Source organism: Flagellimonas sp. 2504JD1-5 (genome assembly GCF_053618295.1).
Window position 1 is genome coordinate 2004111 of the sequence record NZ_JBSIOU010000001.1, and the last position, 23313, is coordinate 2027423.

Here is a 23313-nt window from a genome sequence, read left to right on the forward strand (position 1 = left end):
CAAACTTGAAAAAAGGAATACGGTGTTTCTGCCGGATCAATAAATTGAAGATACAATGGAACGTAGAAAGTTTATAAATCAGATTGGGACTGGGTCGGCCGCTTCATTTTTAGCACCCCTGTTATTGTCATTCAAACCCTCAATGCTTTCCGATGTCCAGGGGTCTCTTCGTTTCGGAATTGTAGCTGATGTGCATAAAGATTTAATGCCAGATGCAGACCAGCGTTTGGAGAAATTTATCTACGAGGCCGTTCAGATGGATGTAGATTTTATTATCCAGTTGGGCGATTTTTGTATGGCCGATTCGAAAAACCGTGATTTTCTCCACATTTGGGAAACCTTTAAAGGCCAAAAATATCATGTACTTGGCAACCACGATATGGATAGGAACTCAAAACAGGAAATGTTGGATTTCTGGGGCATGCCCAAAACATATTATTCCTTTGATTTTCATAACTATCATTTTGTTGTATTAGATGCCAATTTCTTATATCAAGATGGGAAGTTTACAGATTATGAAAAATCCAATTTCTATGTGAACAGTAACCTCCGAACTTTTATTGATGATGAACAAATAGAGTGGTTCAAAGCTGATTTGGAGGCCACACAGTTACCAACCATTGTATTTTCCCATCAAAGTTTATGGCATTACCAATGGGGAGTGAAAAATCGTTTGACCCTTCAGAAAATAATGGAGGCCCATAAAGAAAAGGTAATATGTTGCATGAACGGCCATAATCATATCGATTTTCACCATCACCAGAATGGCATCGATTATATCGAAATCAATAGCATGTCATACCAATGGATGGAAGATAAGTACAAGAATATGGAGCGGTATCCCAAAGAAATGTACGAGCAATATAAATGGCTCCCCAATATGGCCACCTATAAAGACCCTTTATACGCATTTGCCGAATTGCGGTCAGAGGGCACGCTTGCCATTGAAGGTGTAAGAAGTGAATGGATGCCACCATCGCCTTATGAGGCAGGAATGCCCAAACCTATTTATGGTAATGCGTATTCACCAGAGATTTCGGATTATAAATTAAGGTTTTAGCAAACAATTATTTTGAAGTTGTAAAACATGAGAGTCCATAAAACAAATAATTTGGAGTACAATACCAGATATCCTTCCATAGAAGATTTGAGAACAAGGGCTAAGCAACGAATTCCTAGGTTTGCATTTGAATATTTGGATGGAGGTTGTAATGAAGAGGTAAATCTTCGAAAAAACACTTCAGAAATACGTGAGGTGGAACTGAAACCAAAGTATCTCAATGCCAATCCAAACTCATCGTTAAAAACAGAACTTTTTGGACACGAATATGACGCTCCTTTTGGAATAGCTCCCGTCGGATTACAGGGATTGATGTGGCCAAACGCCTCCGAAATTTTGGCAAAAGCCGCTTTTGAACACAATATTCCCTTTATTTTGAGTACCGTGACCACATGCAGTATTGAAAAAGCCAGTGAACTGACAGAGGGGAAAGCCTGGTTTCAGCTATACCATCCAACCGAAAATAGTGTCAGGGACGACATGATAGCAAGGGCTCAAGCAGCCGAATGTCCTGTTTTGGTGTTGTTGTGTGATGTGCCCACATTTGGATTTCGACCCAAAGAAATCAAGAATGGACTTTCAATGCCCCCAAAAATGACCATCAACAATATGCTTCAGATTTTGGGTAAACCTAGATGGGCCATGGAGACTTTATTGCATGGTCAACCTAATTTTGAAACATTAAAACCCTATATGCCCAAAAATCTCAATCTTAAACATTTGGGGCTTTTTATGGACAAGCTTTTTTCGAAACGAATGCCAGAGGAAAAAATCGGCCCGATTCGTGACAAATGGAAAGGGAAATTGGTACTTAAGGGTGTGGCAACGGAGGAAGATGCAGAACGGGCAATAAAATTGGGACTGGATGGAATCATTGTTTCCAATCATGGTGGAAGACAGTTGGATGCTGGTGAATCCACTATAAAACCGTTGACCAGAATAGCAGAAAACTATGGAGACCAGATTAAGGTAATGATGGATAGTGGAATACGTTCCGGACCTGATATTGCGCGAACCATGGCAAGCGGAGCCGATTTCACTTTTATGGGACGTTCCTTTATGTATGGAGCGGCTGCCTTGGGTAAAGAAGGAGGAAACCACACTATTTCGTTGTTAAAGACCCAACTACAGCAGGTAATGCACCAAATTGGGTGCGAGCGCACTACCGATTTTCCGAATCATTTAAAAACTTAAGCTTATTATATCGCATTGAATGGAAGTTAAATGTTAGAATAATAAAGTTCTGTTAAAAAGTTGTATATACAACATAGGAAATTATCTTTGCGGTATGAAATATCAATTAAAGCATTGTATTGGGTCTAGATTGAGACGTTTATCCAGGGTTGCGGATGGGCATATCAGAAGATTTTTGGGGGAATATAAGATTACTGAAAATCAGCTAACGATCTTATTCACCCTGCACGAACTTGGATTGGTTGAACAGGGAAAAGTTGGAGAGGTACTCTGTCTAGAAAGATCAACCGTTAGCAGAAATGTAAAGCTACTTGAAAAAAGGAGTCTGCTTGAACGATCTGCTGAATATAGACCGGAAATTCAATTAACAAAGAAAGGAATGAATTTGGTAAAAGAACTTATTCCCCAGTGGGAGATGGCTATGGATATTTTGGTTGATAAATTAAACGATGATGGACTGCAAAGTCTTCAAAAGTTGGAAAACAGATTACAATAAAAAATTTACTTAACATGTTGTATATACAACTTTCAAATATTTTAAAATGAAACGGATGATTCCATGGAAACAGGCCCTAATAACAGCTTTGGCGGTGTATCCCTTATTGCTCTTCTTTGAATGGTTTGTGAAACAAATTCTTCCTGTGGATCAAATGGACCGCAGGGCTGTACTTTTTGTTGTGGTGGCATTGATCGCTACCTCTATGGTATTTGTAATAATGCCCTTGTTGGTCAAATTGCTTGGCCCATGGCTTTTTAAAAACAATAACAATTAAAATTGATTCTATGAAAACAAATCAACAACAGTCAAAATTATTACGTACAAAAAAGGTACAGATTGAAAAGTTTGGATTGAGCATTCGCTATGCAGAATTGGGAGACAGTGAAAACCCCACCATACTCTTATTGCATGGAGTTCCTGAAAATCTTCATACCTGGTATGACGTTGCTCCGGCATTATCTAATGACTATCATGTTCTGGCGATGGATTTTCCTGGTTTTGGGGGTAGCGAAGCGTTCGAAGAGCTAAATGACCACAATCCAAGAAATTTCGCAGCCGTAGGGATGGATTTTTTGGACACCCTCCAAATTGACTTTGCACATATCATGGCAACTGATATTGGTCTATCCCCAGCATTGATTATGGGCGTTGAAAATCCAAATCGAATAGGAAGAATTATCGTAATGGATGGTATTCCTTTTCCAACTACAGCATTTTCCTCGTGGGAGGTTAAAAGTTTTGGAAGGAAAAATTCCATTCGGGCAAAGGCCCTTATCAAGTGGTTTCCTAAGATTTCCGCTCAGATTGCATATAACAAAGGGTTTTATCGGAACAATAACATTCCCAGGGAAGTACAGAAAGAATTTCTTGCCGATGGTTACAATAAAATCACCCAAGATGCCTTTCTGTCTTATTTTCAAAACAATGCTCCAGGACAGGCGTATTTGGAAAGTAGGATACATGAAGTTAAGCAACCAGTTTTGGTTGTTTGGGGCAGACATGATCGTTTTATCAATTTCAAACTTGGAGAATTATTGGCTGAGAGATTGCCTAATGCCCGCTTGGAAGTGATCGAAGATTCCGGACACTTTGTCCAAATGGATAAACCAGATAGACTTGTGGAACATGCAATGGGATTTTTAAAAGAAGCTAGACATGAGCCTAGAATTATTAATATTTAAAAAAACAAGATGAAAACTGAGATTTTAATTACCGGTGCAACCGGAACGACAGGCCAGTACGCTGTAAAACATTTACTGGAAAAAGGAAAAAAAATTAGGGCCATGGTTCGTACATTGGATCAAAGAAGCGAAGCCCTAGAGTTCCTTGGAGTAGAGGTGGTGAAAGGAGATTTTATGGACCTGAATAGTTTGGAAACTGCCATGAAAGGAATAAAAAGGGCCTATTTTTTGTATCCTTTCTTAGACTACTTGCCCAAAGCAACGGCTTATTTTGCCAAAGCAGCCAGAAATAACAATTTGGAAATGGTAGTTGCTATGTCGCAAATGGGGGTAAGTGAAAATTCACCAAGTCCGGCTACACAAAATCATAGCATAGCGGAACGTATTTTAGATTGGGCAGATGTGGGAGCCGTGCATATCAGACCAGCTCTTTTTGCATGGAATTATTTAGGTTTTGCTGCCCCTACTGTTTCAGACCATCAAAAATTCTATTATCCACTGGCCGATGCCCAATATTCCATTGTGCACCCTAAGGATGTGGGTGAAGTAGTCGCAGAAATTCTATTGGATGCCAATTACACCACACATGTGGGAAAGCGGTATGAACTAACAGGACCAACAGTTCATTCGGCAAAACAGGTTGCTGAAGACATTTCAGAAACAATAGGTAAAGATGTAGATTATGTGCCTATTCCGGTAGAAACTTGGATTGAGAATATCAAATCCCATCCAACAGTTAATGAATTTTTGGCAAAACATTTAAAAGAATTCAGCTCGGAAGTAGGGGATGGACGGTTCAATAGAACAACGGCAACCGTGCAAGAAATCACAGGGCATAAACCCCGCAGTTTTAAAGCGTATTTAGAGGAACATAAAGAAATGTTTACTTAGAAAGGTATTAAGCATTTGGAATTAGTTCTCCAAAACAAGTATCTATATAAAAAACCTGTAAAAAAGCTTACAGGTTTTTTACATGGTTGATACCTTGTAAAAGTTTTATGGAGCTTAAAATTGATAAGATGTTTTCCATAATTAATATTTTGTAATGTTTTGGGAATTATGTTCTGCATGCCATTTGTTCCAGTGCATCGTATTGAGCTGACCTTAATCATAATTAAAAAGTTACGTACTTCCTATATTGACCTTTGGGACCGAAAAAATCTAAAAAAAATGACACTTACAGTTGTCATACTGGTTTTATATATACTGATTGCAATTGCAATGGTCATCGGTATTTTGGTCAATGGTGCAAGGCCATCAAAAACATTGGCCTGGCTTTTGGCTATTTTTACAATTCCTGTTGGCGGGATTATACTCTATCTTTTGTTGGGTAGAAACAGAAGGAAAAATAAGATACTCAGAGAAAAACAAGCGGCTTTTTCTAGGAAGCTGACGCCCATTCCTAATGAAATATTGAATACACATACAGAATATGGTCGTCTTATGGCTCTTATCAATAATAATTGCAGATTTCCTCCAACATTCAAAAATTCCACAACCTTGTTGAAGGATGGAAAGACTACGTTTGAATCAATTTTCAAAGCGCTTGAAGAAGCAACCCAATACATTTATTTACAGTACTACATTTTTGAAGATGGTGAATTGGCGGACCGTCTTTTGAAATTATTCAAATCAAAAATAGTTCAAGGGGTCAAAGTACGAATGATCTATGATAGCATTGGCAGTTATACCTTGAGCAAAAAGTATGTAAAAGCCCTTAAATCAGTAGGAGTGGATGTATATCCTTTTCTTCCTTTTCGTTTCGATTATTTTCTTTCCTCACTTAACTACCGAAACCATAGAAAAATAATTATTATTGATGGGATATATGGATTCACCGGAGGTATAAATATTTCGGACAAATATCTGAGGGGAGACCCCAACCTTGGAACATGGCATGATATTCATTTACTGCTCTCCGGCCCTGCCGTCAAACAATTGGAAGAGGTATTCATTGCAGATTGGTTTTTAGTGGCAGAAGAACAGTTACAATTGGGGAATTGCGCTAAGGAAAAGTTCAAAATCCATGGAAGCCAGATTGTTCAAGTTGTTTCAAGTGGTCCTGAAGATGATTTTCCCAACATACAACAGGTATATTTTGAGATAATCAATGAAGCCAAAAAATACTTGTATATCACAAATCCATATATCATTCCTGGAAATGAAATTTTGTTGGCGTTGCAGACCGCTTCATTGAGCGGGGTGGATATTCGTATTTTGGTGTCGGAACAAGCAGATAGCAACCTAGTGGGTTGGACAGTCCGTTCTTACTTTGAACCCCTGCTAAAAGCTGGGGTTCGTTTGTTTCTTTTTCCAGATGGTTTCCTGCACAGTAAAGTTATTGTCAGCGATGATGCGATTGTTTCCATAGGGACCGCTAATATTGATGTTCGAAGCTTTGAACATAACTTTGAAGTTAATGCACTGATCTACGACACGGATTTTTCGCAGAAACTTAAGACAGATTTTTTAGAAGATTGTGCCAAAAGCAGTGAACTGACCTATTATGAGCACAAACAAAGATCGGGTGTAACAAGACTAAAAGAGGGAGCAGCAAAAATTTTCAGTCCCATTCTGTGATACTTTCCTCCGGCTGCAGCTCATTTACACATTTTTTCCGATTAGCCCAGGCATCGATGTTTTCAAAGGTGGTTTGAGCAATATTGCGTACCGCTTCGGTGGTCATAAAGGCTTGATGTGGAGTCAACAGAACATTGGGCAAGGAAAGCAATTTTTTTAATCGTTCATCAGAAATGCCGCTCTTTGAGTTATCAGTAAAAAAAAGCCCTTTTTCCTTTTCATAAACATCTGTTCCGTAAGCAGCGATATGCTTATTTTCTAGGGCCTCAATCAATGCTTCGGTATGGACAACAGCTCCCCGCGCAGTATTGATCAGTACAGTATTGGGTTTCATCAGGGCCAAGGTTTTTGAATTGATGAGATCATAGGTCTGTTGGTTTAAGGGTACGTGCAGACTTATAATATCGGCATCGGCACATAGCGTTTCCAAATCCACATAGTTTACATTGTATGAATCCACTAAATTTGAGTTGGGTGTCAGGTCGTTCGCCATAATCTCACAACCAAAACCGTGCATGATCTTGCACATTACCGATCCTATGTTTCCAGTACCGATGATTCCAACAGTCTTTCCTTTTAAATCAAAACCCATAAGACCATTCTGTAAAAAATTAAAGGCATGTACCCGTTTGTTTGCATTAATAATTTTTCGATTGAGTGCCAGAAGTAGTGCAACTGCATGTTCTGCTATGGCGTAGGGAGAATAATCGGGCACGTTGGCCACTCTTAACTTATATTTTTTTGCGGTTTTAAGTTGAACATTGTTGTATCCAGTGGAACGCAGTGCGATATATTTTACCTCAAGATCTTTTAAAGTTTCCAAAACGATGGAGGAGGCGTCATCGCCAGAGAAAATGGATATGGCCCTATACCCAACAGACTTAAATGCCGTATCCAGGTTCAGGGCCTCTTGGAGGTAAGTTACTTCGTAACGACCATTGTTGGCCTTTTCCAGATAAGGAATTTCAAAATCTTTGGCACTATAAACCAATACTTTCATCGCCATCGTCCTTAATTTCCTTTCTGAAAATAATATCCTGTTCCTCTAGGGCGAACACAACTAACTTGATATACTCGTCTATGGTCTTTTCTATATTTACCGGGTCTGTAATATCTATTGCGCCCCTCCATATCAATTCTCGTTCCTTGTCAACACAAATACAATACAAAGAAGTCTCTGCGTGGTACACGGTGTATTTATCGTAATAATCGGTTTCGTAATATATGGGTTGGTATTCGAGGTAATCCTCCCTAAATTTTCCATAGAGGCCATCTATTTCAGACATTCGCTTTCGAAATTTGGTAAAATCCTCCGAGCCTATGACCTTGGTAAAGAGAATAGCATCAAAATCTTTGTCCAATAACTGCTGTTCCACATCATCAAGTTCTTCTTCGGATTTGGCCGAATCTGTAAACGAAACATCAAAGAGGTCAATGCTGCGCATGGCCTCAATGTCCCTTTTTCTGAACTCTCGTCTGAGTTTGGTTTCAAAATCTATTCTGGCATCCTCGTTTTGGGTCATTCCCACAATGAGTACTTTACTTGCATCGAAAATAACATAGTCCGGATTTTTCCAATTACTCACTAGCTGGGTTGTAGCGCAACTGCTCAAAAGTAGAATTGCTATTCCTATTGAAACTAAATTTCTCATGACGGTGTTTTTAATGTTAATTGAGAAGTCTTTTTTGTTTTTGCGATTTCATTATTCCTGATAAAAGAGCAAACATTTTCTTTTTAAGGTTCCTATATGTAACCAAATAATGGTGAATGTCAGTTGTAAGATCAATGTGTGTTTCCACGTAGGCCTTCTCCATTTTGATTTGGTCAATATCATCGACCATTATTTGTAATAACCTTTCATGGGCCTGTACCAACTCTACCAGCCTTACAAGCTGTTTTTCGTGGTCCAAAAGCTCATTGACCAATTTTTTACTTTCGGCAAAAATGCTTTTATCTGTAAGCTGAAGGGTATAAGATTTCACCAACCCGTTTAAAAATGTTTGTTCATCGGCGCAAAAATGTAGTTGGGATAACCAATCCAAGGATTCTGTGTGCATTTCATCGGCACTCAGCCATTCTGCATAACGGTATCGTTTTTTTGATTTGTCCATTGTGTAACAAATTAAATTAGTTATTGTCCAATTTTTTAAACCGCTTGTGGAAGCAACCTAGTGTTTACTAATGTAGACCACATTGCTCGAATGAAGAATGACAAAAATCAGTTTGGCGGTTGCTCCCAAATCAGTGGGTTGGTTTATTCTTTCTTAGGATACCACCAGCGTAGTTGAAAATTTCCAGTTTCAGGTTTTGAAAATCTTCTATACATGCCATAACTTCAGCTTTGATACTTTCATGTTCTTTTTGATAAGCTTTATCGCACGATTTTGCCAAACATTCCAAAAGGCCACCTAGTTCACTTTCATGCACTACCAACCTTGTTTTGGCTTCATTTTTTTTCTCTTCCACCTTCTTGATTCTGGATTTGTAATCCATGAGTCGCTCAAATAAGTTGGGTGTGTTTGGTTCAAAAACATAGGAGTTAAGTAATCGATTGATAAAAAGTAGCTCATCTTCCATCAAGAGAAAATGGGATTTCCACTTTAAGGATTCCCAATGGAATTTTTCAACCGTTTTTTCGGGTTCCTTTTTTGTCAAAGAATTTTTCATGGCCTCATTTTTACACAATTTAGGCCATTGTAAACCCCTATAAAATGATGTGTATCAATGCCATATCCGAATCGCTGGATAATACCAAGACAGAGATGTGATCAAAACGGTCAGTTTTTTGGGATTGACCTAGATCATTTCAAAATGAAGGATTCACTCCTAATTTAGATTCAGTTAAATGAAATGAAGCGTGTAACCTAAAACTCAGTATTATGTCATTAGTAAAATTTAAAAGAAGACCTTTTCGGAATCTTATTTCATCGGATTTTTTTGATATGGATGATTTTTTTGACAATCGCATGTGGGACCGCAGTTTATTAAGTGGTCGTTTTTGGAATGGAAAAACCATTGATCCTGCAATGAACATTAAAGAAACGGATGATAATTTTGAAATTGAATTGGCAGCTCCCGGTTTTGCCAAAAAGGATTTCAATGTAACCATTGATAATGGGTGCTTAAATATTTCTGCTGAAAAATCAACCTCCGAAGAAGAAGAGGATGATACCTATACACGTAGGGAATTCAGTTACGATTCTTTTGAGCGTTCCCTACAACTTCCTGAAAGTGTAAAACAAGAAGAAGTAAAAGCAAAATACAACGATGGTATCCTTAGCTTTAAGTTGGCCAAAAAAGAGGAAGCCAAAAAACAAAAACCAAAGGTGATAGAGGTTTCATAGCTGACCCTTTGTAAAGAATCCCTGTTGCCATAAAGTATTAATACTACTGCTTTTGGTAACGGGGATTTTGTGTTGTTTAAATTGATGGTTACTTTCTTATCAGCCCCACCTATTCAATTTTCCGTATTGTTTTTTTATCCAAGTCGTATGTAGATATGACCAATGTCATATGTCACCCGCAGGTAACCAAATATCTTTGAGAGATTTCAATACGCGAAACCATCTAACCCAATAGATTTTGTAATGGAGCCTTGATTATCCCATGAAACTCCAGGTGGATTAAGTATGTAGTTAAAGATGGACAATTGCAAGAACCAAGACTTGAGGTCTATAAGCAGTTGAATAAACCACGGTATCAAAAGTTGTTTTGATGAACGAGCTTGATTTCGAGAAACGAAGAGTCCCGAAAACTCCTTTAAAAGACTTGGAAAGGGAGAAATTAAAAAATTCCATTTCCCAAATGAGCTACGAAACCATATTGGAAATAGGAAGTGGGGTATTGGATGCGGTAAACAGCGGCATCGTAATAGCCGATGCCAAAGCCAATAGGTTTCCAATCATATTTGTAAATAAGGCTTTTGAAGAAATTACGGAATACAAGTTAGAGGAGGTATTGGGCAGAAATTGCAATTTTCTTCAAAGCGATGACCGCCACCAAAAAGAGATTACGGTCATACGAGACTCTTTAACTGCAGGGACTTCTTGCAACGTTACCCTTCGTAATTATAGAAAAAATGGTTCCATGTTTTGGAACGAACTTGCTATTACCCCCGTCCGTAGCAAAAAAGGAGAGCTGACTCATTTTGTTGGTATCCAAAATGATGTTACCCAGAAAAAGAAATTGGAATTGCTTCGAAAGGCTAAAGGTGAGATTCTTGAAATGGTTGTTAAAAAGAACCCTATTACGCACATTGTCAAGGCAATCCAAGAGACCTTGGAGCAGCAAATTCCAGGCGGAATTGTTGCCATAATGATTGCCGATCAGGTTAAAAGAATATTATCCGAAGTCAACGCACCAAAACTTTCAAAGGACTTGACCACAACCTTATTGGAAAATGTACCCATAAAACCCAATTTCTGCTGCTGTGCGTCGTCAGCTTACCATAAAAAGAGAGTGATTCAGCAAAATATTCAAGAAGAGATAAAATGGGAAAAATATCTTGATTTTATCAATGACAGCGGATTGAAATCTTGTTGGTCATATCCCATGTTGGATGCCAATAATGAGATTTTAGGAGTACTGACCATTTTTCACAAAAGCACCACAACTCCAGCCAAAACCAATGAGGAGCTCATTTGGGAAATGGTGAACTTGGTAAGCTTGGTGGTTGAGCAGATAAATATAAGGGAACAATTGCAAGCTAATCTGGTTGATTTGGAGTCCTACTCAAAAGGATTGGAGCAAAAAGTAAGAAAAAGGACAAAAGACCTAAAAAAAGCTGTAATGGACTTGGAAGTTACCAATGTTGAACTTATTGGGCAGACTAATGAGGCAAAGGCAGCGGAGCTACGAGCTGAAACCAATGAAGCCATTTTAATGGCCATTATTAAAGAATTTCCAAAAGGGGCCATCTTGTTGGTAGATGCTCAAATGCATATCCATTTTATGGAAGGTGCGGAGCTGAAGGACATTCAGCAACAGGTAAAAGGTGTCCGAAGAATTAAAATTGACAAATTGAAAGGCTTTTCAGACCAGCGTAAAAAGTTGTTTGTTCAATATGTACAACGTACCCTTAAGGGTGAACATCTAAGCTTTGAAACAGAGTATCGCCGAGTGCCATTTGTCATTAATACAACCCCACTTTCCACAGAGAATGGCAATATTACCCACGCCCTTTTTGTTTTGTTGAACATCACCGAAAGAAAACAGAATGAAAGAAAAATGCTCCAAAACCTTGAAAAGGAAAAGGAGTTGAGTGATTTAAAATCGCGTTTTATTAGCACGGCGTCCCATGAATTTAGAACACCCCTGAGTGTTATTCTCTCTTCCGCCACCTTGATTGAAAAACAGAATGAACAGGGCATGGAAGATAGAAGGTTGAAACACCTGAACAGAATAAAGTCAAATGTCCAGCATTTGGTAACAGTCCTCAACGATTTTCTTTCCTTGAGCAAATTGGAGGAAGGCAAGACCGTTGCAAAACCCGAATGGTTTAATCTTATTGATTTTTCAAAATCAATGGTGGACCAAATGCAACTGAATAGAAGAGCCGGTCAACGTATCTTTTTTGAATATGATAATTCTAAAATACCGGTGTACCTAGATGGGAAACTTATGCGACATGTGTTTTTGAACCTCCTTGGCAATGCCATTAAATATTCGGGAGAGAACCAAAAGATTTCCTTAAAAATAACTGTGGATGACAAAAAGATATCCATTTTGGTAAAGGATGAGGGTATGGGCATACCGCTAAATGAACAACAATATCTTTTTCAACGTTTTTTTAGGGCGAAGAACAGTTTGAATATTGCAGGAACAGGCCTCGGGCTCCATATCGTAAAACAATATGTGGAGCTTATGACAGGAACCTTAAGTTTTGAAAGTACAGAAAATGTGGGGAGCACTTTTACAGTGGAATTTCCTAAAATCAATCAAGAAAATGAAAAAAGTATTAGTAATTGAGGATTATAAAGATGTTCGCGAGAACACCATGGAAATTCTGGAACTGGCTAACTATACAGTAATGTCCGCAGAAAACGGAAAAATAGGTGTCAAAATGGCCAAAGAATGGCTTCCAGATATCATTGTGAGTGATATTATGATGCCCGAAATGGACGGATACGACGTTTTAAAAATCTTGTCCCAGGATGAACAAATCGCTGGAATTCCGTTTATTTTTTTGACCGCTAAAGATGAAAAAGGTGACTTGAGAAAGGGAATGAGTCTTGGTGCGGACGATTATCTTTTTAAACCCTTTGAAGCACAAGAACTATTGGATGCGATAAAAATGCGTCTAAAAAAATCCGATTTTCTGCAGCAAAAATTTTCCAAGACAGCAAATGGGGTGAATCACTTTTTCAAAGAGGCATCAACCTATTTGGGAATAGAATTACTATCCGATGATAGAAAACTTCAAGAATTCAAGAACCGCGAAGAAATTTATCAAGAAGGAGATGCAGCACACCACCTTTATTTCATTCAAGAGGGAAGCGTAAAGGTGTTTAGGGTCACCGAAAGTGGTAAGGAAATGGTGACAGGAATGTACGGTGAAGGTGATTTTATTGGCCAACTTTCCCTTTTAAACAGTGAAGGAACCTATTTAGATACGGCAATTGCGTTGGAACGCGCAAAAGTTATGAGTATTCCCAAAGAAGATTTTACGAAGTTGGTGTATAAGAATAGGGAAGTGTCCAATAAATTTTTGGACATTATTTCCAATAATATGATCCATTTACAAGAGCAACTGGTCGATGTGGCCTATTCCACGGTAAAACAAAGAACAGCAAGGGCGTTGTTGGAACTTCATAAAAAAGGTTTTATTGAAGACAAGGATAGCAAAGAAAGAATGGGAGTGGAAATACTCCGGGAAGATTTGGCAGGAATGATAGGAACGGCAAAAGAAACAACCATTAGGGCCATTACCGATTTTAGGGAACAAGGATTGGTGGGTGTGGGTAAAAAAAGAAAGTTGGTCCTGCTAAATAAAAACAGGTTGAAGCACATTGCGGATTTTGGAAATTAAAGCAAACAAAAACAGGGAGTCTAAACTCCCTGTTTTCTATGAATAAATCAAATCTCTCATCAATACAAAAACCAAACGTTTACAAAATTTTATCGCTAAAACTCAATAATCAAATAATTTTGGTATCTCCAGAAATAATCCATTCACTCTGGCAATTGTCACCTTACGACGGCAATCACCATTTTCCTTGCTTTTTAAAAGAGACCGGAATACCTAAATACCCCGGTCTCACAGCAGGTGTTGCATCCATTTTATCACCACTTATTTTAACTTTCAGTGGCCTGTGAAACAGGCGGAAAACCAAATGGGCGGTAAAACTTTTGTTTTCCCCGCTTAAGTCATGAATCTATTGCTATCTCCATGACCCTTACCAATACTTTATGTGTGAGAACGTATAATTATGGTGCTAATTTATGTACATATGCCTGAGTGCGAAATGATCTGGATCATTCCACAATATTTTTTTTAACCGTAAACAATATGGTTTACTATTGATTACTGACACATGTCATTAAAATTGAGAAGATGTCGACCTATTTTTGTTTGTGAATAAATGCTTCTTTATATGTTGAATTCAGAAAAAGTAGGTAACGAATTTTACCAAAGTTTGGGCAAATTATACTATGCCATGGCCATGACAGATGGTACTGTAAGGCCAGTGGAAGTAAAAAGATTACGAAAATATGTGCGTCAACATTGGCTGGATGTTGATGGCATGGAAGATGAATTTGGAACAGATTCCGCTTTTCAAATAGAAATTGTCTTTGATTGGTTACAAGAGGAGGAAAAGGAAGGAAGTACCTATTTTTCGGAATTTGAGTCATTCTATAAAGAACATCCTGAAAAATTTTCACCCAAGGTTAAAAAACTTATTATAGAAACCGCTGACTCCATCGCTTCCTCATTTGCAGGCAAAAACAGGTCCGAAATCGTATTTTTGCAAGAGTTGAAAGATATTTTGGGCGACTGATCAATATCACCATATAACAATATATGCATTTGCAAGAGTACATAGATCACACCTTATTGGCCCCAACCGCTACAGTTGCTGATATTAAGAAGTTGTGCCAAGAAGCCATTCAATATCAATTTAAGGCGGTATGTGTACAAGGCTGCCATGTTGGTTTGGCCAAGAATGAATTGAAAGGCACCCCGGTACAATTGGCTGCCGTGGTGGGCTTCCCCCTGGGAGGCATGTCTACAAGATCCAAGGTTTATGAAGCCCGGGAATGTATAGAAAATGGAGCGGATGAGGTGGACATGGTCATAAACATTGGCTGGCTGAAATCGGGTTTGGACCAGCAAGTTAGGGATGAGATATTCCAAATTAAACAGGAATTGGGTGATAAAACGCTTAAAGTGATTTTGGAGAATTGCTACTTGTCCGATACGGAAATAAAAAAAGCATGTGATTTAGCAGTTTCGGCAGGAGCTGATTTTGTGAAGACCTCCACAGGCTTTGGAAATGGAGGGGCCACGTTTAAAGATATAGCTTTGATGAAGGAAGCAGTTGGCGATAGAGTTTTGATCAAAGCTTCCGGAGGTATCCGCGATCGAGAGAAGGCCCTTAAATATATTGAAATGGGCGTGTCAAGAATTGGGACGTCTTCAGGGCCAAAACTCATGGAGGAATCCTAAAACAAAGCTTATGAGTTTACATATTGAAGCTAAAAAAGGAGAAATAGCAGATACGGTTCTATTGCCAGGAGATCCTTTACGGGCCAAATGGATAGCAGAAACTTTTCTTGAAGATACCCATTGCTACAACAACGTACGTGGTATGTTGGGGTATACCGGTTTCTATTTAGGCAACAGAATCTCCGTTCAAGGAAGTGGCATGGGCATACCTTCTGCCTTGATTTATTTTCATGAATTAATCAACAACTATGGTGTAAAAAACCTCATAAGGGTTGGTTCCGCCGGATCATATCAACAGCATGTAAAGCTTAAAGATGTTGTCATTGCCATGTCCGCATCAACAACTTCTGGCATTAACAATACACGTTTTGTAAATTCAGATTATTCCCCTACCGCAAGTTTTGACCTTTTTAAAAAAGCTGTCGAATATGCCCACGAAAAGGATATACCCATACATGCCGGTAATGTGCTTTCCTCTGACGAGTTTTACGAAGATGACCCCGAAGCCTATAAATTATGGGCCAAATATGGAGTACTTTGCGTAGAAATGGAGGCTGCGGGGCTTTATACCGTAGCAGCGAGACACAAGGTGAACGCTCTAGCTATAGTAACTATTTCAGATTCCTTGGTTACTGGTGAGCAATTGACCGCATCAGAACGGGAAACCTCTTTCAACGATATGATAAAAATTGCTCTTTCCCTTGCTTAAATACCTTTGTTCAAGTATGATCTAGGTCATTTGGTACAACCGCGTTGGCATGCATCTTTGCTATAAAATTATTTGTTCATTCAAATAAGTTGGCAAAAGAGGAACAGAACCACTAATACCATAAGGTCATGAGAACAAGATTCATGCTACTTGCACTACTCATTTTAATAGTACTTGGTTGCAAAGAAAAAACAGAAAAAGAAATACAAAAGCCTATAACTGTTGAGGTTGAGAAACCGAAAAAACTACCATCCGAGATTATTAAAATCGCACATTTTGCTGGAATTTCCCTTTCCGATAGTATTGACATCAGTTCGAGGATTGGTTTCAAGACACTTGATTCCAGTGGAAAAATTGATAGTGTAGACATGGGTAAGGCGATTAAGTTATACAAAGCATGGCTCAAATCTGGCCAAAACAATGCTTATCCCCTCTTTGAAATCAAGGATGCCGATGATGTGATTATAACTACAGCGAGTAAAGGATATGGCGGCAATATAAGAGGCACATTTTTAATTAATAGAACCTCATTGGAAATTAAAAAAACGGAGTTTGAACATATGGCAGAATCGGAAGGATATGGCGCTGCAATAGCTAATTCCTCCTTTGAAGATCAGTTTGTGGGGGCAATCATTGGTTTTGATAGAAACTCTTTCGGATTAAACCAAAATGGAAAGCAAATATTGAAAGGCATAAAGACCATAGATGGAATTTCCGGAGCTACAACGACCAGCCAACTTACGGTTAAAATGGTCAATGACGAGTTAGGAAAGTATAAAGGGTACTTTTTGGGTCATAAAGGGCAATAGATTTAAATCCTTGAACCTCTTCCTCCTCAACTTTTCATTTTTGAAAGATTTTGAAGATCAATGATAATCAGAATGTTGAACTGACCCAGATCATTGCCCCTCAAGGTATTACCCAATACTTTTAGTTATAGGAACAGAGGTTGTTCCATTATGAATTGATAACTTATAAATAAGAAATGTCATGAAAAAACTACTATTAGGTCTATTGGCTTTAGGACTGACCACTCAAGCGTATTCCCAAATCGTTAAGACAGAAGAACTATCCGAAGTGATAGTATATGCAACCAATTATAAATATTTGACCAATGTAAATACCCAGGAAGTTGCATCTATTCCCGTGACCATGTTAGAGCGAAAGGCCGCGGCCTACAATATTAAAAACTCTGATATCTATCATGATGAATACGATTTCTATGAAGTCACTTTCTACATTCCGGACGGCAAAATCTTGGCTGCATATGACAAGAATGGGAAAATTATGAGAACAGTGGAAAAGTATAAGGACATCAATTTACCCAATACGGTAAAAAAAGCGGTATATAAAAGATTCCCTGGATGGACAATCACCAAAGATGTTTACTTGGTACGTTACCATGATGATAAAGGAATAACCAAAAAGTATAAACTTAAACTGGTAAATGGTGATAAGGTGTTACGCACCAAAGTGGATGCTGGAGGAAATTTTCTATAAGAAAATCAGACACGAACCATAAATATTAAATCATGGCTGTTTTAAAAGTGATAGAAATTTTGGGAAACTCTACTAGGAGTTTTGAAGATGCAGTTCAAAATATTGTAACAGAGGCATCACAAACGGTAAAGGATATCAAATCTGTATATATAAAAGAAATGCAGGTGACGGTGGACGATAATAAAATTGTGGAATACAGGGTAAATGCCAAAGTGTGTTTCGGAATTTTGGAGCATACTCCAACCGCGTGATAACCAAATTGGGCATCCCAATTTAAAAGGGATGCCCAATTGTTTTAAGTTAGACGGTGTTTTACTTTTTCCAGCGGTGCAATTTTGGAAGTCGGGAAACCATCATAGAGGCAAAAAAACTGGGAACGCCCTGTTCCATGATTTTTTGTGTGCAAAACTGTTTCATTTGCTCAACGGTGAAATCGGGCTGGGTAAAAGCTCCATTTTCATAACAATAGCTACAATACATTTTGCTTTTGGAGCCATCTACGTTGGAGCCGCCTTTTTTTGGGTCTTTTTTAATGGGCATGCCACAGCTTTGGCAATTTCTATATTTCTTCATACCCTTAGTTTTTCAGTGCCAAACAAATGTCTACAATGTGTTTTCCCTCTGGATGCTGTGTTGGATCATTTTTGTATGATTCATACATGGCCCCCTCTGCCATATTCAAATGCTCTTCCTTAAGATAATCGTACATTTCCAACCAAGCTGATTCATATTCCGTTGGCAGAATTTCAAAAGACCCCACCAAATACTTGCCTTTGGGCAAAGTCATCATTTTGATATCATCAGTTGGCTCATAAGCTTCAGGAATTGTGTAACCTACACTTATTCGTTGTTGATCAACCGGAACCATTTCAGAGTCATGATATACCGTAATTGTCTCCATTTCGGGATTAGCTGCCAATCCTTGGGATTTAATCCATTCCAATGCCTTGGTAAAAAGTCTTCCAAAAAGTTCAGTATCCCCTTTATATGGCCCAATATGGGTTATATAGGCCAGTGTACGTTCGGGAAAATCACGTATTTCCACCTTTTGTACTTTTGTTGCTTCCATAGTATTATTTATTTATATGATTTTCTTTTTCCAAAGGATTCAAGTGCCTCAGCACCTAATGTCAAGAATCAAAATAAGAATGAAAGTGGATGAATTCAAATGACCTAGATCAGTCATATTGATTGAAATTTATGGTTGATAGGGGTCATTTCAGCGCTGACAACGGTGAAGTATATTGGATATACTTTTTAAAAGATGTAAAACCACAAAACCAACGGTAACTGAACAGATAAGAAGTACTGTGAACATTTGTCACAAGGGATTTGAACTTAAGTTACCCTAAAAAAATATAGTGATGAAAGAGATGAAGGAAATTTTAAGCGAGATCGTTCTCTTGACCAACCAGATTGAAATGGAGCATCCGGAACTGTATAAGTTTCTTGATGAACAACCTATGACTATACCCGTTGAAGATAAGCCCGAAATAGACCAAAAGACTATGGAAGAATATCTTTTGGGACTAAGGCAGTTGTTGGAACATTATGTGGAGGAGCATCAATTTAGATGAGTTTTGAATGCTTTCAGAGATTAGGTTTAATTGAATCATGCGAAAGAATAGTATAAGATTTTGAGCAAAATTTATTAGTTTCATTGCAATTCCGCTTTATTTTCGAAGGCAAAACCTGATGTAGATGATAATCCACCAATTTGACCAAAAAAACTCACTCCTAAAAAAGTTTATTTCTGAAATACGAGATGTAGAGATACAAAAGGATGCCATGCGATTTAGAAGAAATATAGAACGAATAGGGGAGGTTTTAGCTTATGAGTTGAGCAAGACCCTAGATTATGAAAGTACTATGGTGAATACCCCTTTAGGAACCAAAAAAACAGCCTTGCCTACCGATGAACTTGTTTTGTGTTCGGTACTCAGAGCTGGTCTGCCCTTGCACCATGGTCTTTTGAGTTATTTTGACGGTGCGGAAAATGCATTTATTTCAGCCTATAGACATCACCCAAATGACGCCGATGAATTTGAGGTTATTGTCAAGTACCTGGCTGCACCATCCCTTGAGGGAAAAACCCTGGTGCTCACCGACCCCATGTTGGCAACAGGTAAAACTTTGGAAAATGTGATTCAGGCCATGAAAAAGCATGGAACACCAAAAAAAATCCATATCATCTCCGTAATTGGTTCTCGGACAGGGGTTTCCCATGTGGAAAGGGTGTTTCCGAAGGAAACACAACTATGGATCGCCGCCATTGACGAAGAACTGACCAGTAAAGGATATATCGTTCCTGGATTGGGAGATGCTGGTGACCTGTCCTATGGGGTTAAATTGTAGGACCATCATTCACTTACCTCTAGTTTATAGAAAAATATCGACTGTTTCATACAATTGGGGAATATGACATTTCCATCCCTTTTCATCTACTATTTTTACTTTAAAGGCATCTAGGGCAGTTGTTTCACCGTGTATAAGAAAAACCCTTTCAGGGATATTCTTGATGCCATTTATCCAATGCAAGAGTTCTTGTTGGTCGGCATGGGCAGACAGACTTTCCAAATGAACAATTTTGGCTTTTACAAGATGGTACTTTCCAAAAAGCTTAAGTTCATGAGCGCCCTCCAACAGTTGTCTTCCCCGGGTTCCCTCGGCCATGTAACCCACGAGCAATACCGTTGTTGAAGGCAAATCGATTAGTTGTTTTAAATAGGTCAATACCCTTCCTCCGGTCACCATACCGCTTCCGGCTATCACAATTTTGGGTCTTGGGTTGTCTATGGTCTCCCAGGTTTCCCTATATGAGCTTATAATGGATACATGATTGACCATGTTGTTGTACTCTTGGGGGTTGAGTTTGAGCCAGTCAGGAAATCGCTCAAAGACATCCAATACATTATTTCCCATAGGGCTATCCACAAATATGGGAATGTTGGGAATCTTGTTCTTTTTGTAAAGTCTCCAAAGTAGGTACATTAGAGACTGCAATCGTTCAACCGCAAATGATGGGATTATCAATGCCCCTCTTTCATTGATGGTCCTGGATATTAAATCGATAAGAATATCCTCCGAATCCTCTTTTGGATGATTTTTGTTGCCATATGTACTTTCTATGAACAGATAATCTGCCCAATCCGGTCGTAGCGGTGGGTCCAAAAGGTTATCTTCCATTCTTCCAACATCCCCGGAGAAAACAAAATGTTTGCCATACAGGTCCAATTCAACAAAAGTAGATCCGATAATATGGCCATTACGTCTAAACCGAACTTTGCATTCAGAATTCAATGTTATCCATTCTTCATTGTTTACACTTTGAAAAAGATCCAGGGTTTTAGTTACATCATGCAAAGTGTACAAGGGTAATGGGGGTTCATGTTTGCTATAACCTTCTCTATTGGCTTTTTCAGCTTCTTCTTCATGGATTTTGGCACTGTCCTTCAATATGATTTCGGTAATGGCCAAAGTTGGGGAAGTACCTAAAATGGCACCTTTAAACCCTTCTTTTACCAACTTGGGCAGGTATCCTGTGTGATCTAAATGTCCATGGGTCAACAGTACCGTATCTATTTTGGATGCATCGATGGGCAGGGGAAGCCAGTTTTGTTCGCGAAGTACTTTCGCGCCTTGGAACACTCCACAATCCACCAATAGGTTGAGGTCAGGTCCTTCCAAATAAAATTTAGAACCGGTAACCGTTCCTGCTCCTCCCAAAAAATGGATTTGAACCTTTCTCATGAACGCACTAAAGCTGACATAATAAATCCATCTCCTTCAAAATTCTTTCTTTCCGTCCATTGGAAATTCCCAAATGGTCTAGATAAAACAAATCTCCCAACAATTGCCTACACAATACGATGTCCCTGCTTAATAGAAATTGTTTTTCACGGTTGGTAAGTAGCGTGGATACGGTAATAGGATACAGGCCCAGTCTATCGATTCTATCCCTTAACCCATCTCCATGTGGATAATCCCAGCTTAACAAATAAAGTTCAGCACACTTTCCATAATTAAGTGCATCGGTAGTAAAACGGGTATTTGTCACAACCCACCCTAAAGTGGTTTCATTTGCTGCCTTTTTGTTGGATTCCATATGTCGGATTACATCGTTGAACCGGGAATGGACATAAAGCGGCACCTTAACATTACATTTTCGACCTTCTTCTCCATGAAATTTACATTCAATAATGTTCAAAACGCCATTTTTGGTCGCCATAACATCAATTTCATGTGGAACGCACTCCCCTTGAGCCACCGTGCCCACTTCAGTATCGTAGCCAGAGTATTCTAAAATTCCACTAACAAAGCGTTCGAATGGAAAACCGGTGGGACCCAGCTCGTAAATGGCTTTTTTTAACTTGTATTTTGAGGCATAAACGGATTTTTGCTTTTTGAGCATTGAAAAGGCACGATTGTAGATTTCTTTGGTGGAGATGCCCACATAAAGCTCATCCATCACTTGAGCTACAATTTCATTCACCACCGTATTATGGGCTCCACTTGCCATCAATGAGTTGCGAAGTTTGTCTATTGAAAACTTCACGGTTTCCCCTGAAGATTTTATAATATCGAATTCTTTTTCGTCCATTCACGCTTAGTTGACAGATTTATTGGGATGTGGGGATGTTAATCGACCTTGAAAAAATCACGAATCATAGCTTTGACCTGATTGTCGGTCATACTATCTTTTTTGGTCGCTATTTTTACCTTTTTTGCGATTTCAGGATAGTTTTCTTCCAATTCAGTGTGGAATTTTTCAAAAATTTCTGCTGGACCGAATAGTGCAACACCCTTCGCATCCTTCAAATAGGGGAGCAAATTCTTGAAATAGTTTCTCATCTGGTGCTTTTCCCGTTCTAAATATTTACTATCCTGAACCACATCCTGGGGCCCCCATCTGGTTTTGGAGCGAGAGCCTCCCTTTGGATTAAAAAACTCAATTTCAGAAAACAGGGTTTCCATACGCTCCTTACCGTCTTTAAGCGTTACGATTTTGGCCTTTTCCTTGTCCATCCAAATACCAATATTTTTCATAAGACTTTGTTTTATCGGTTATCGTTTAGTTCTAAAATTGGAATTGTGGCGTCATAACCCAGTTCTTTGATAAGCGGATTGGCAAGAATACTGCCGAAGAACCAATGCTTTTTATTGACAAAGACGACCAAATCACAATTTTTGTTTTCCATAAAAGAGAAAATGGCTTCGGGAACCTTGCCTTTTGGGAGAACATGGTTTTCAAAATCGACACCTAATAAAATATCTTCTAAAAGCTCTTTATTGTTCTCTTGTTTGCTACTGAGTTTGGATTCGCGTTCTACATGCACCACATGAATTTGGGAATTATGGAGTTTTGCTATTTCCAATAGATACTTTAGTTCCCTTCTCTTAAAATTGGCCTTATAATCGGTTGGAAATACAATTTGCTTTGGAGGGGTGTAGTCAAATTGCTCAGGAATGGCCATTACGGGGCATTGCACAATTTTCTCCATGATATTTACGGTATTGGTGCCGAACGCCTTGGATTCAGAACCTGTAAGGCCCTTGGTGCCCATCATTACCAGATCAATATCTTTTTTGGCGATGGTGTCGCGCACTGCTTCCAAAAGATAGTTAAAGGTGGAAATGGTGTGGTAGGTATGTTTTGGGTTATCTTCCTGGAGATTCAGGATGGCTTTGAGCTTTTCAAATCCTTCCTCGGATTGTTTTTTTGCTGCATCATAGGTGCTATCGCCCGGTTCTGGGACCATCATGTTGTCCAGGGTGTACATATTCACGTGGAAGGCATTCAGAAAATAGAATTCGCAATATTGATCCTCATATAGCTTCATGCCATACCTAATGGCATTGAAAGAATTCTGCGAGAAATCCGTGGGAAATAATATTCGCTTGTCCATGATTTTGTTTTATTATCT

28 protein-coding genes are annotated in these 23313 nt (G+C 38.7%); 18 read left to right on the plus strand and 10 right to left on the minus strand.

Annotated elements, in window-relative coordinates:
- The first annotated feature begins 55 nt into the window (after positions 1-55).
- The 7 genes from ACULLG_RS08915 to cls all read left to right on the plus strand — a co-directional run bounded on the left by ACULLG_RS08915 (position 56) and on the right by cls (position 6514).
- On the plus strand, positions 56-1060 hold the full coding sequence (locus tag ACULLG_RS08915) for a metallophosphoesterase family protein (RefSeq protein WP_452126409.1): 1005 nt from the start codon (positions 56-58) through the stop codon (positions 1058-1060).
- Positions 1061-1087: 27 nt separating this feature from the next.
- The gene (locus ACULLG_RS08920; RefSeq protein ID WP_452126410.1) at positions 1088-2254 is read left to right on the plus strand and encodes an alpha-hydroxy acid oxidase; all 1167 of its coding nucleotides are present in this window, start codon (positions 1088-1090) and stop codon (positions 2252-2254) included.
- 94 nt (positions 2255-2348) lie between these two features.
- Positions 2349-2750, plus strand: a complete 402-nt coding sequence (locus tag ACULLG_RS08925) for a MarR family winged helix-turn-helix transcriptional regulator (protein ID WP_452126411.1) — start codon at positions 2349-2351, stop codon at positions 2748-2750.
- 46 nt (positions 2751-2796) lie between these two features.
- Positions 2797-3027, plus strand: a complete 231-nt coding sequence (locus ACULLG_RS08930; RefSeq protein WP_452126412.1) for a hypothetical protein — start codon at positions 2797-2799, stop codon at positions 3025-3027.
- A gap of 10 nt (positions 3028-3037) precedes the next feature.
- Entirely contained in the window at positions 3038-3934 is an 897-nt protein-coding gene (locus ACULLG_RS08935) for an alpha/beta fold hydrolase (protein ID WP_452126413.1), read from the plus strand.
- Between the two features lie 9 nt (positions 3935-3943).
- Positions 3944-4825 (plus strand): NmrA family NAD(P)-binding protein, encoded by an 882-nt coding sequence (locus ACULLG_RS08940; protein WP_452126414.1) that lies wholly within the window; start codon positions 3944-3946, stop codon positions 4823-4825.
- A 279-nt stretch (positions 4826-5104) separates the two neighbouring features.
- Positions 5105-6514 (plus strand): cardiolipin synthase, encoded by a 1410-nt coding sequence (cls, locus tag ACULLG_RS08945; RefSeq protein WP_452126415.1) that lies wholly within the window; start codon positions 5105-5107, stop codon positions 6512-6514.
- Here cls and ACULLG_RS08950 read toward each other — a convergent pair.
- From ACULLG_RS08950 to ACULLG_RS08965, 4 genes are all read right to left on the minus strand, one after another.
- Complete coding sequence (locus ACULLG_RS08950; protein ID WP_452126416.1) at positions 6498-7520, minus strand: 2-hydroxyacid dehydrogenase; 1023 nt, start codon at positions 7518-7520, stop codon at positions 6498-6500. The two genes, cls and ACULLG_RS08950, sit on opposite strands and share 17 nt — an antisense overlap.
- Positions 7495-8166, minus strand: a complete 672-nt coding sequence (locus ACULLG_RS08955; RefSeq protein WP_452126417.1) for a hypothetical protein — start codon at positions 8164-8166, stop codon at positions 7495-7497. The genes ACULLG_RS08950 and ACULLG_RS08955 overlap by 26 nt, the downstream gene beginning before the upstream one ends.
- A gap of 16 nt (positions 8167-8182) precedes the next feature.
- Positions 8183-8626: a hypothetical protein gene (locus ACULLG_RS08960; RefSeq protein WP_452126418.1), complete on the minus strand. Its 444-nt coding sequence runs from the start codon at positions 8624-8626 to the stop codon at positions 8183-8185.
- A 130-nt stretch (positions 8627-8756) separates the two neighbouring features.
- Positions 8757-9182, minus strand: a complete 426-nt coding sequence (locus ACULLG_RS08965; protein ID WP_452126419.1) for a hypothetical protein — start codon at positions 9180-9182, stop codon at positions 8757-8759.
- A gap of 212 nt (positions 9183-9394) precedes the next feature.
- Here ACULLG_RS08965 and ACULLG_RS08970 point away from each other — a divergent pair, with 212 nt between their 5' ends.
- The 9 genes from ACULLG_RS08970 to ACULLG_RS09010 all read left to right on the plus strand — a co-directional run bounded on the left by ACULLG_RS08970 (position 9395) and on the right by ACULLG_RS09010 (position 17640).
- Positions 9395-9859, plus strand: coding sequence for an Hsp20/alpha crystallin family protein (locus tag ACULLG_RS08970; RefSeq protein ID WP_452126420.1), 465 nt, complete (start codon positions 9395-9397; stop codon positions 9857-9859).
- Between the two features lie 370 nt (positions 9860-10229).
- Positions 10230-12482: an ATP-binding protein gene (locus ACULLG_RS08975; RefSeq protein WP_452126421.1), complete on the plus strand. Its 2253-nt coding sequence runs from the start codon at positions 10230-10232 to the stop codon at positions 12480-12482.
- Complete coding sequence (locus ACULLG_RS08980; RefSeq protein WP_452126422.1) at positions 12460-13542, plus strand: response regulator; 1083 nt, start codon at positions 12460-12462, stop codon at positions 13540-13542. Before ACULLG_RS08975 ends, ACULLG_RS08980 begins: the two co-directional genes overlap by 23 nt.
- Positions 13543-14107: 565 nt before the next feature.
- The gene (locus tag ACULLG_RS08985; protein WP_452126423.1) at positions 14108-14512 is read left to right on the plus strand and encodes a hypothetical protein; all 405 of its coding nucleotides are present in this window, start codon (positions 14108-14110) and stop codon (positions 14510-14512) included.
- Positions 14513-14535: 23 nt separating this feature from the next.
- Positions 14536-15180, plus strand: a complete 645-nt coding sequence (gene deoC, locus ACULLG_RS08990) for a deoxyribose-phosphate aldolase (RefSeq protein ID WP_452126424.1) — start codon at positions 14536-14538, stop codon at positions 15178-15180.
- A gap of 10 nt (positions 15181-15190) precedes the next feature.
- Positions 15191-15889, plus strand: a complete 699-nt coding sequence (deoD, locus tag ACULLG_RS08995; protein WP_452126425.1) for a purine-nucleoside phosphorylase — start codon at positions 15191-15193, stop codon at positions 15887-15889.
- Positions 15890-16017: 128 nt separating this feature from the next.
- A complete protein-coding gene (locus ACULLG_RS09000; protein WP_452126426.1) occupies positions 16018-16698 on the plus strand; it encodes an FMN-binding protein in 681 nt (226 codons plus the stop codon).
- A 181-nt stretch (positions 16699-16879) separates the two neighbouring features.
- Complete coding sequence (locus tag ACULLG_RS09005) at positions 16880-17389, plus strand: nicotinate-nucleotide adenylyltransferase (RefSeq protein ID WP_452126427.1); 510 nt, start codon at positions 16880-16882, stop codon at positions 17387-17389.
- Positions 17390-17421: 32 nt separating this feature from the next.
- A complete protein-coding gene (locus ACULLG_RS09010) occupies positions 17422-17640 on the plus strand; it encodes a dodecin family protein (protein WP_452126428.1) in 219 nt (72 codons plus the stop codon).
- 61 nt (positions 17641-17701) lie between these two features.
- Here the strand turns inward: ACULLG_RS09010 and ACULLG_RS09015 are convergent, their stop codons facing one another.
- Positions 17702-17962 (minus strand): zinc ribbon domain-containing protein, encoded by a 261-nt coding sequence (locus tag ACULLG_RS09015; RefSeq protein ID WP_452126429.1) that lies wholly within the window; start codon positions 17960-17962, stop codon positions 17702-17704.
- Positions 17963-17966: 4 nt separating this feature from the next.
- Positions 17967-18458 (minus strand): AraC family transcriptional regulator, encoded by a 492-nt coding sequence (locus ACULLG_RS09020; RefSeq protein WP_452126430.1) that lies wholly within the window; start codon positions 18456-18458, stop codon positions 17967-17969.
- A gap of 295 nt (positions 18459-18753) precedes the next feature.
- On the opposite strand from ACULLG_RS09020, the gene ACULLG_RS09025 reads away from it, so the two are divergent.
- Both ACULLG_RS09025 and upp read left to right on the plus strand, forming a co-directional pair.
- Positions 18754-18966, plus strand: coding sequence for a hypothetical protein (locus ACULLG_RS09025; protein ID WP_452126431.1), 213 nt, complete (start codon positions 18754-18756; stop codon positions 18964-18966).
- 124 nt (positions 18967-19090) lie between these two features.
- Positions 19091-19744 carry a uracil phosphoribosyltransferase gene (upp, locus tag ACULLG_RS09030; protein ID WP_452126432.1) on the plus strand — a complete coding sequence of 218 codons (654 nt, stop codon included), beginning with the start codon at positions 19091-19093 and terminating at the stop codon, positions 19742-19744.
- Positions 19745-19768: 24 nt separating this feature from the next.
- On the opposite strand, the gene ACULLG_RS09035 is transcribed toward upp, so the two are convergent.
- Genes ACULLG_RS09035 through ACULLG_RS09050 form a run of 4 tightly spaced genes read right to left on the minus strand, consistent with a single transcriptional unit; the run spans position 19769 to position 23295 of the window.
- Positions 19769-21139 (minus strand): MBL fold metallo-hydrolase RNA specificity domain-containing protein, encoded by a 1371-nt coding sequence (locus ACULLG_RS09035; RefSeq protein ID WP_452126433.1) that lies wholly within the window; start codon positions 21137-21139, stop codon positions 19769-19771.
- A gap of 7 nt (positions 21140-21146) precedes the next feature.
- Complete coding sequence (locus ACULLG_RS09040) at positions 21147-21989, minus strand: ATP cone domain-containing protein (protein WP_452126434.1); 843 nt, start codon at positions 21987-21989, stop codon at positions 21147-21149.
- 38 nt (positions 21990-22027) lie between these two features.
- Positions 22028-22435, minus strand: coding sequence for a hypothetical protein (locus tag ACULLG_RS09045; RefSeq protein ID WP_452126435.1), 408 nt, complete (start codon positions 22433-22435; stop codon positions 22028-22030).
- Positions 22436-22446: 11 nt separating this feature from the next.
- Entirely contained in the window at positions 22447-23295 is an 849-nt protein-coding gene (locus ACULLG_RS09050) for a universal stress protein (protein WP_452126436.1), read from the minus strand.
- Positions 23296-23313: the final 18 nt, after the last annotated feature.

Excerpts from the sequence above, each read along its gene's own strand:
- ACULLG_RS08915 (WP_452126409.1), top strand. The coding sequence starts at position 56 with ATGGAACGTAGAAAGTTTATAAATCAGATTGGGACTGGGTCGGCCGCT.
- ACULLG_RS08920 (WP_452126410.1), top strand. The coding sequence starts at position 1,088 with ATGAGAGTCCATAAAACAAATAATTTGGAGTACAATACCAGATATCCT.
- ACULLG_RS08925 (WP_452126411.1), top strand. The coding sequence starts at position 2,349 with ATGAAATATCAATTAAAGCATTGTATTGGGTCTAGATTGAGACGTTTA.
- ACULLG_RS08930 (WP_452126412.1), top strand. The coding sequence starts at position 2,797 with ATGAAACGGATGATTCCATGGAAACAGGCCCTAATAACAGCTTTGGCG.
- ACULLG_RS08935 (WP_452126413.1), top strand. The coding sequence starts at position 3,038 with ATGAAAACAAATCAACAACAGTCAAAATTATTACGTACAAAAAAGGTA.
- ACULLG_RS08940 (WP_452126414.1), top strand. The coding sequence starts at position 3,944 with ATGAAAACTGAGATTTTAATTACCGGTGCAACCGGAACGACAGGCCAG.
- cls (WP_452126415.1), top strand. The coding sequence starts at position 5,105 with ATGACACTTACAGTTGTCATACTGGTTTTATATATACTGATTGCAATT.
- ACULLG_RS08950 (WP_452126416.1), bottom strand. The coding sequence starts at position 7,520 with ATGGCGATGAAAGTATTGGTTTATAGTGCCAAAGATTTTGAAATTCCT.
- ACULLG_RS08955 (WP_452126417.1), bottom strand. The coding sequence starts at position 8,166 with ATGAGAAATTTAGTTTCAATAGGAATAGCAATTCTACTTTTGAGCAGT.
- ACULLG_RS08960 (WP_452126418.1), bottom strand. The coding sequence starts at position 8,626 with ATGGACAAATCAAAAAAACGATACCGTTATGCAGAATGGCTGAGTGCC.
- ACULLG_RS08965 (WP_452126419.1), bottom strand. The coding sequence starts at position 9,182 with ATGAAAAATTCTTTGACAAAAAAGGAACCCGAAAAAACGGTTGAAAAA.
- ACULLG_RS08970 (WP_452126420.1), top strand. The coding sequence starts at position 9,395 with ATGTCATTAGTAAAATTTAAAAGAAGACCTTTTCGGAATCTTATTTCA.
- ACULLG_RS08975 (WP_452126421.1), top strand. The coding sequence starts at position 10,230 with ATGAACGAGCTTGATTTCGAGAAACGAAGAGTCCCGAAAACTCCTTTA.
- ACULLG_RS08980 (WP_452126422.1), top strand. The coding sequence starts at position 12,460 with ATGAAAAAAGTATTAGTAATTGAGGATTATAAAGATGTTCGCGAGAAC.
- ACULLG_RS08985 (WP_452126423.1), top strand. The coding sequence starts at position 14,108 with ATGTTGAATTCAGAAAAAGTAGGTAACGAATTTTACCAAAGTTTGGGC.
- deoC (WP_452126424.1), top strand. The coding sequence starts at position 14,536 with ATGCATTTGCAAGAGTACATAGATCACACCTTATTGGCCCCAACCGCT.
- deoD (WP_452126425.1), top strand. The coding sequence starts at position 15,191 with ATGAGTTTACATATTGAAGCTAAAAAAGGAGAAATAGCAGATACGGTT.
- ACULLG_RS09000 (WP_452126426.1), top strand. The coding sequence starts at position 16,018 with ATGAGAACAAGATTCATGCTACTTGCACTACTCATTTTAATAGTACTT.
- ACULLG_RS09005 (WP_452126427.1), top strand. The coding sequence starts at position 16,880 with ATGAAAAAACTACTATTAGGTCTATTGGCTTTAGGACTGACCACTCAA.
- ACULLG_RS09010 (WP_452126428.1), top strand. The coding sequence starts at position 17,422 with ATGGCTGTTTTAAAAGTGATAGAAATTTTGGGAAACTCTACTAGGAGT.
- ACULLG_RS09015 (WP_452126429.1), bottom strand. The coding sequence starts at position 17,962 with ATGAAGAAATATAGAAATTGCCAAAGCTGTGGCATGCCCATTAAAAAA.
- ACULLG_RS09020 (WP_452126430.1), bottom strand. The coding sequence starts at position 18,458 with ATGGAAGCAACAAAAGTACAAAAGGTGGAAATACGTGATTTTCCCGAA.
- ACULLG_RS09025 (WP_452126431.1), top strand. The coding sequence starts at position 18,754 with ATGAAAGAGATGAAGGAAATTTTAAGCGAGATCGTTCTCTTGACCAAC.
- upp (WP_452126432.1), top strand. The coding sequence starts at position 19,091 with ATGATAATCCACCAATTTGACCAAAAAAACTCACTCCTAAAAAAGTTT.
- ACULLG_RS09035 (WP_452126433.1), bottom strand. The coding sequence starts at position 21,139 with ATGAGAAAGGTTCAAATCCATTTTTTGGGAGGAGCAGGAACGGTTACC.
- ACULLG_RS09040 (WP_452126434.1), bottom strand. The coding sequence starts at position 21,989 with ATGGACGAAAAAGAATTCGATATTATAAAATCTTCAGGGGAAACCGTG.
- ACULLG_RS09045 (WP_452126435.1), bottom strand. The coding sequence starts at position 22,435 with ATGAAAAATATTGGTATTTGGATGGACAAGGAAAAGGCCAAAATCGTA.
- ACULLG_RS09050 (WP_452126436.1), bottom strand. The coding sequence starts at position 23,295 with ATGGACAAGCGAATATTATTTCCCACGGATTTCTCGCAGAATTCTTTC.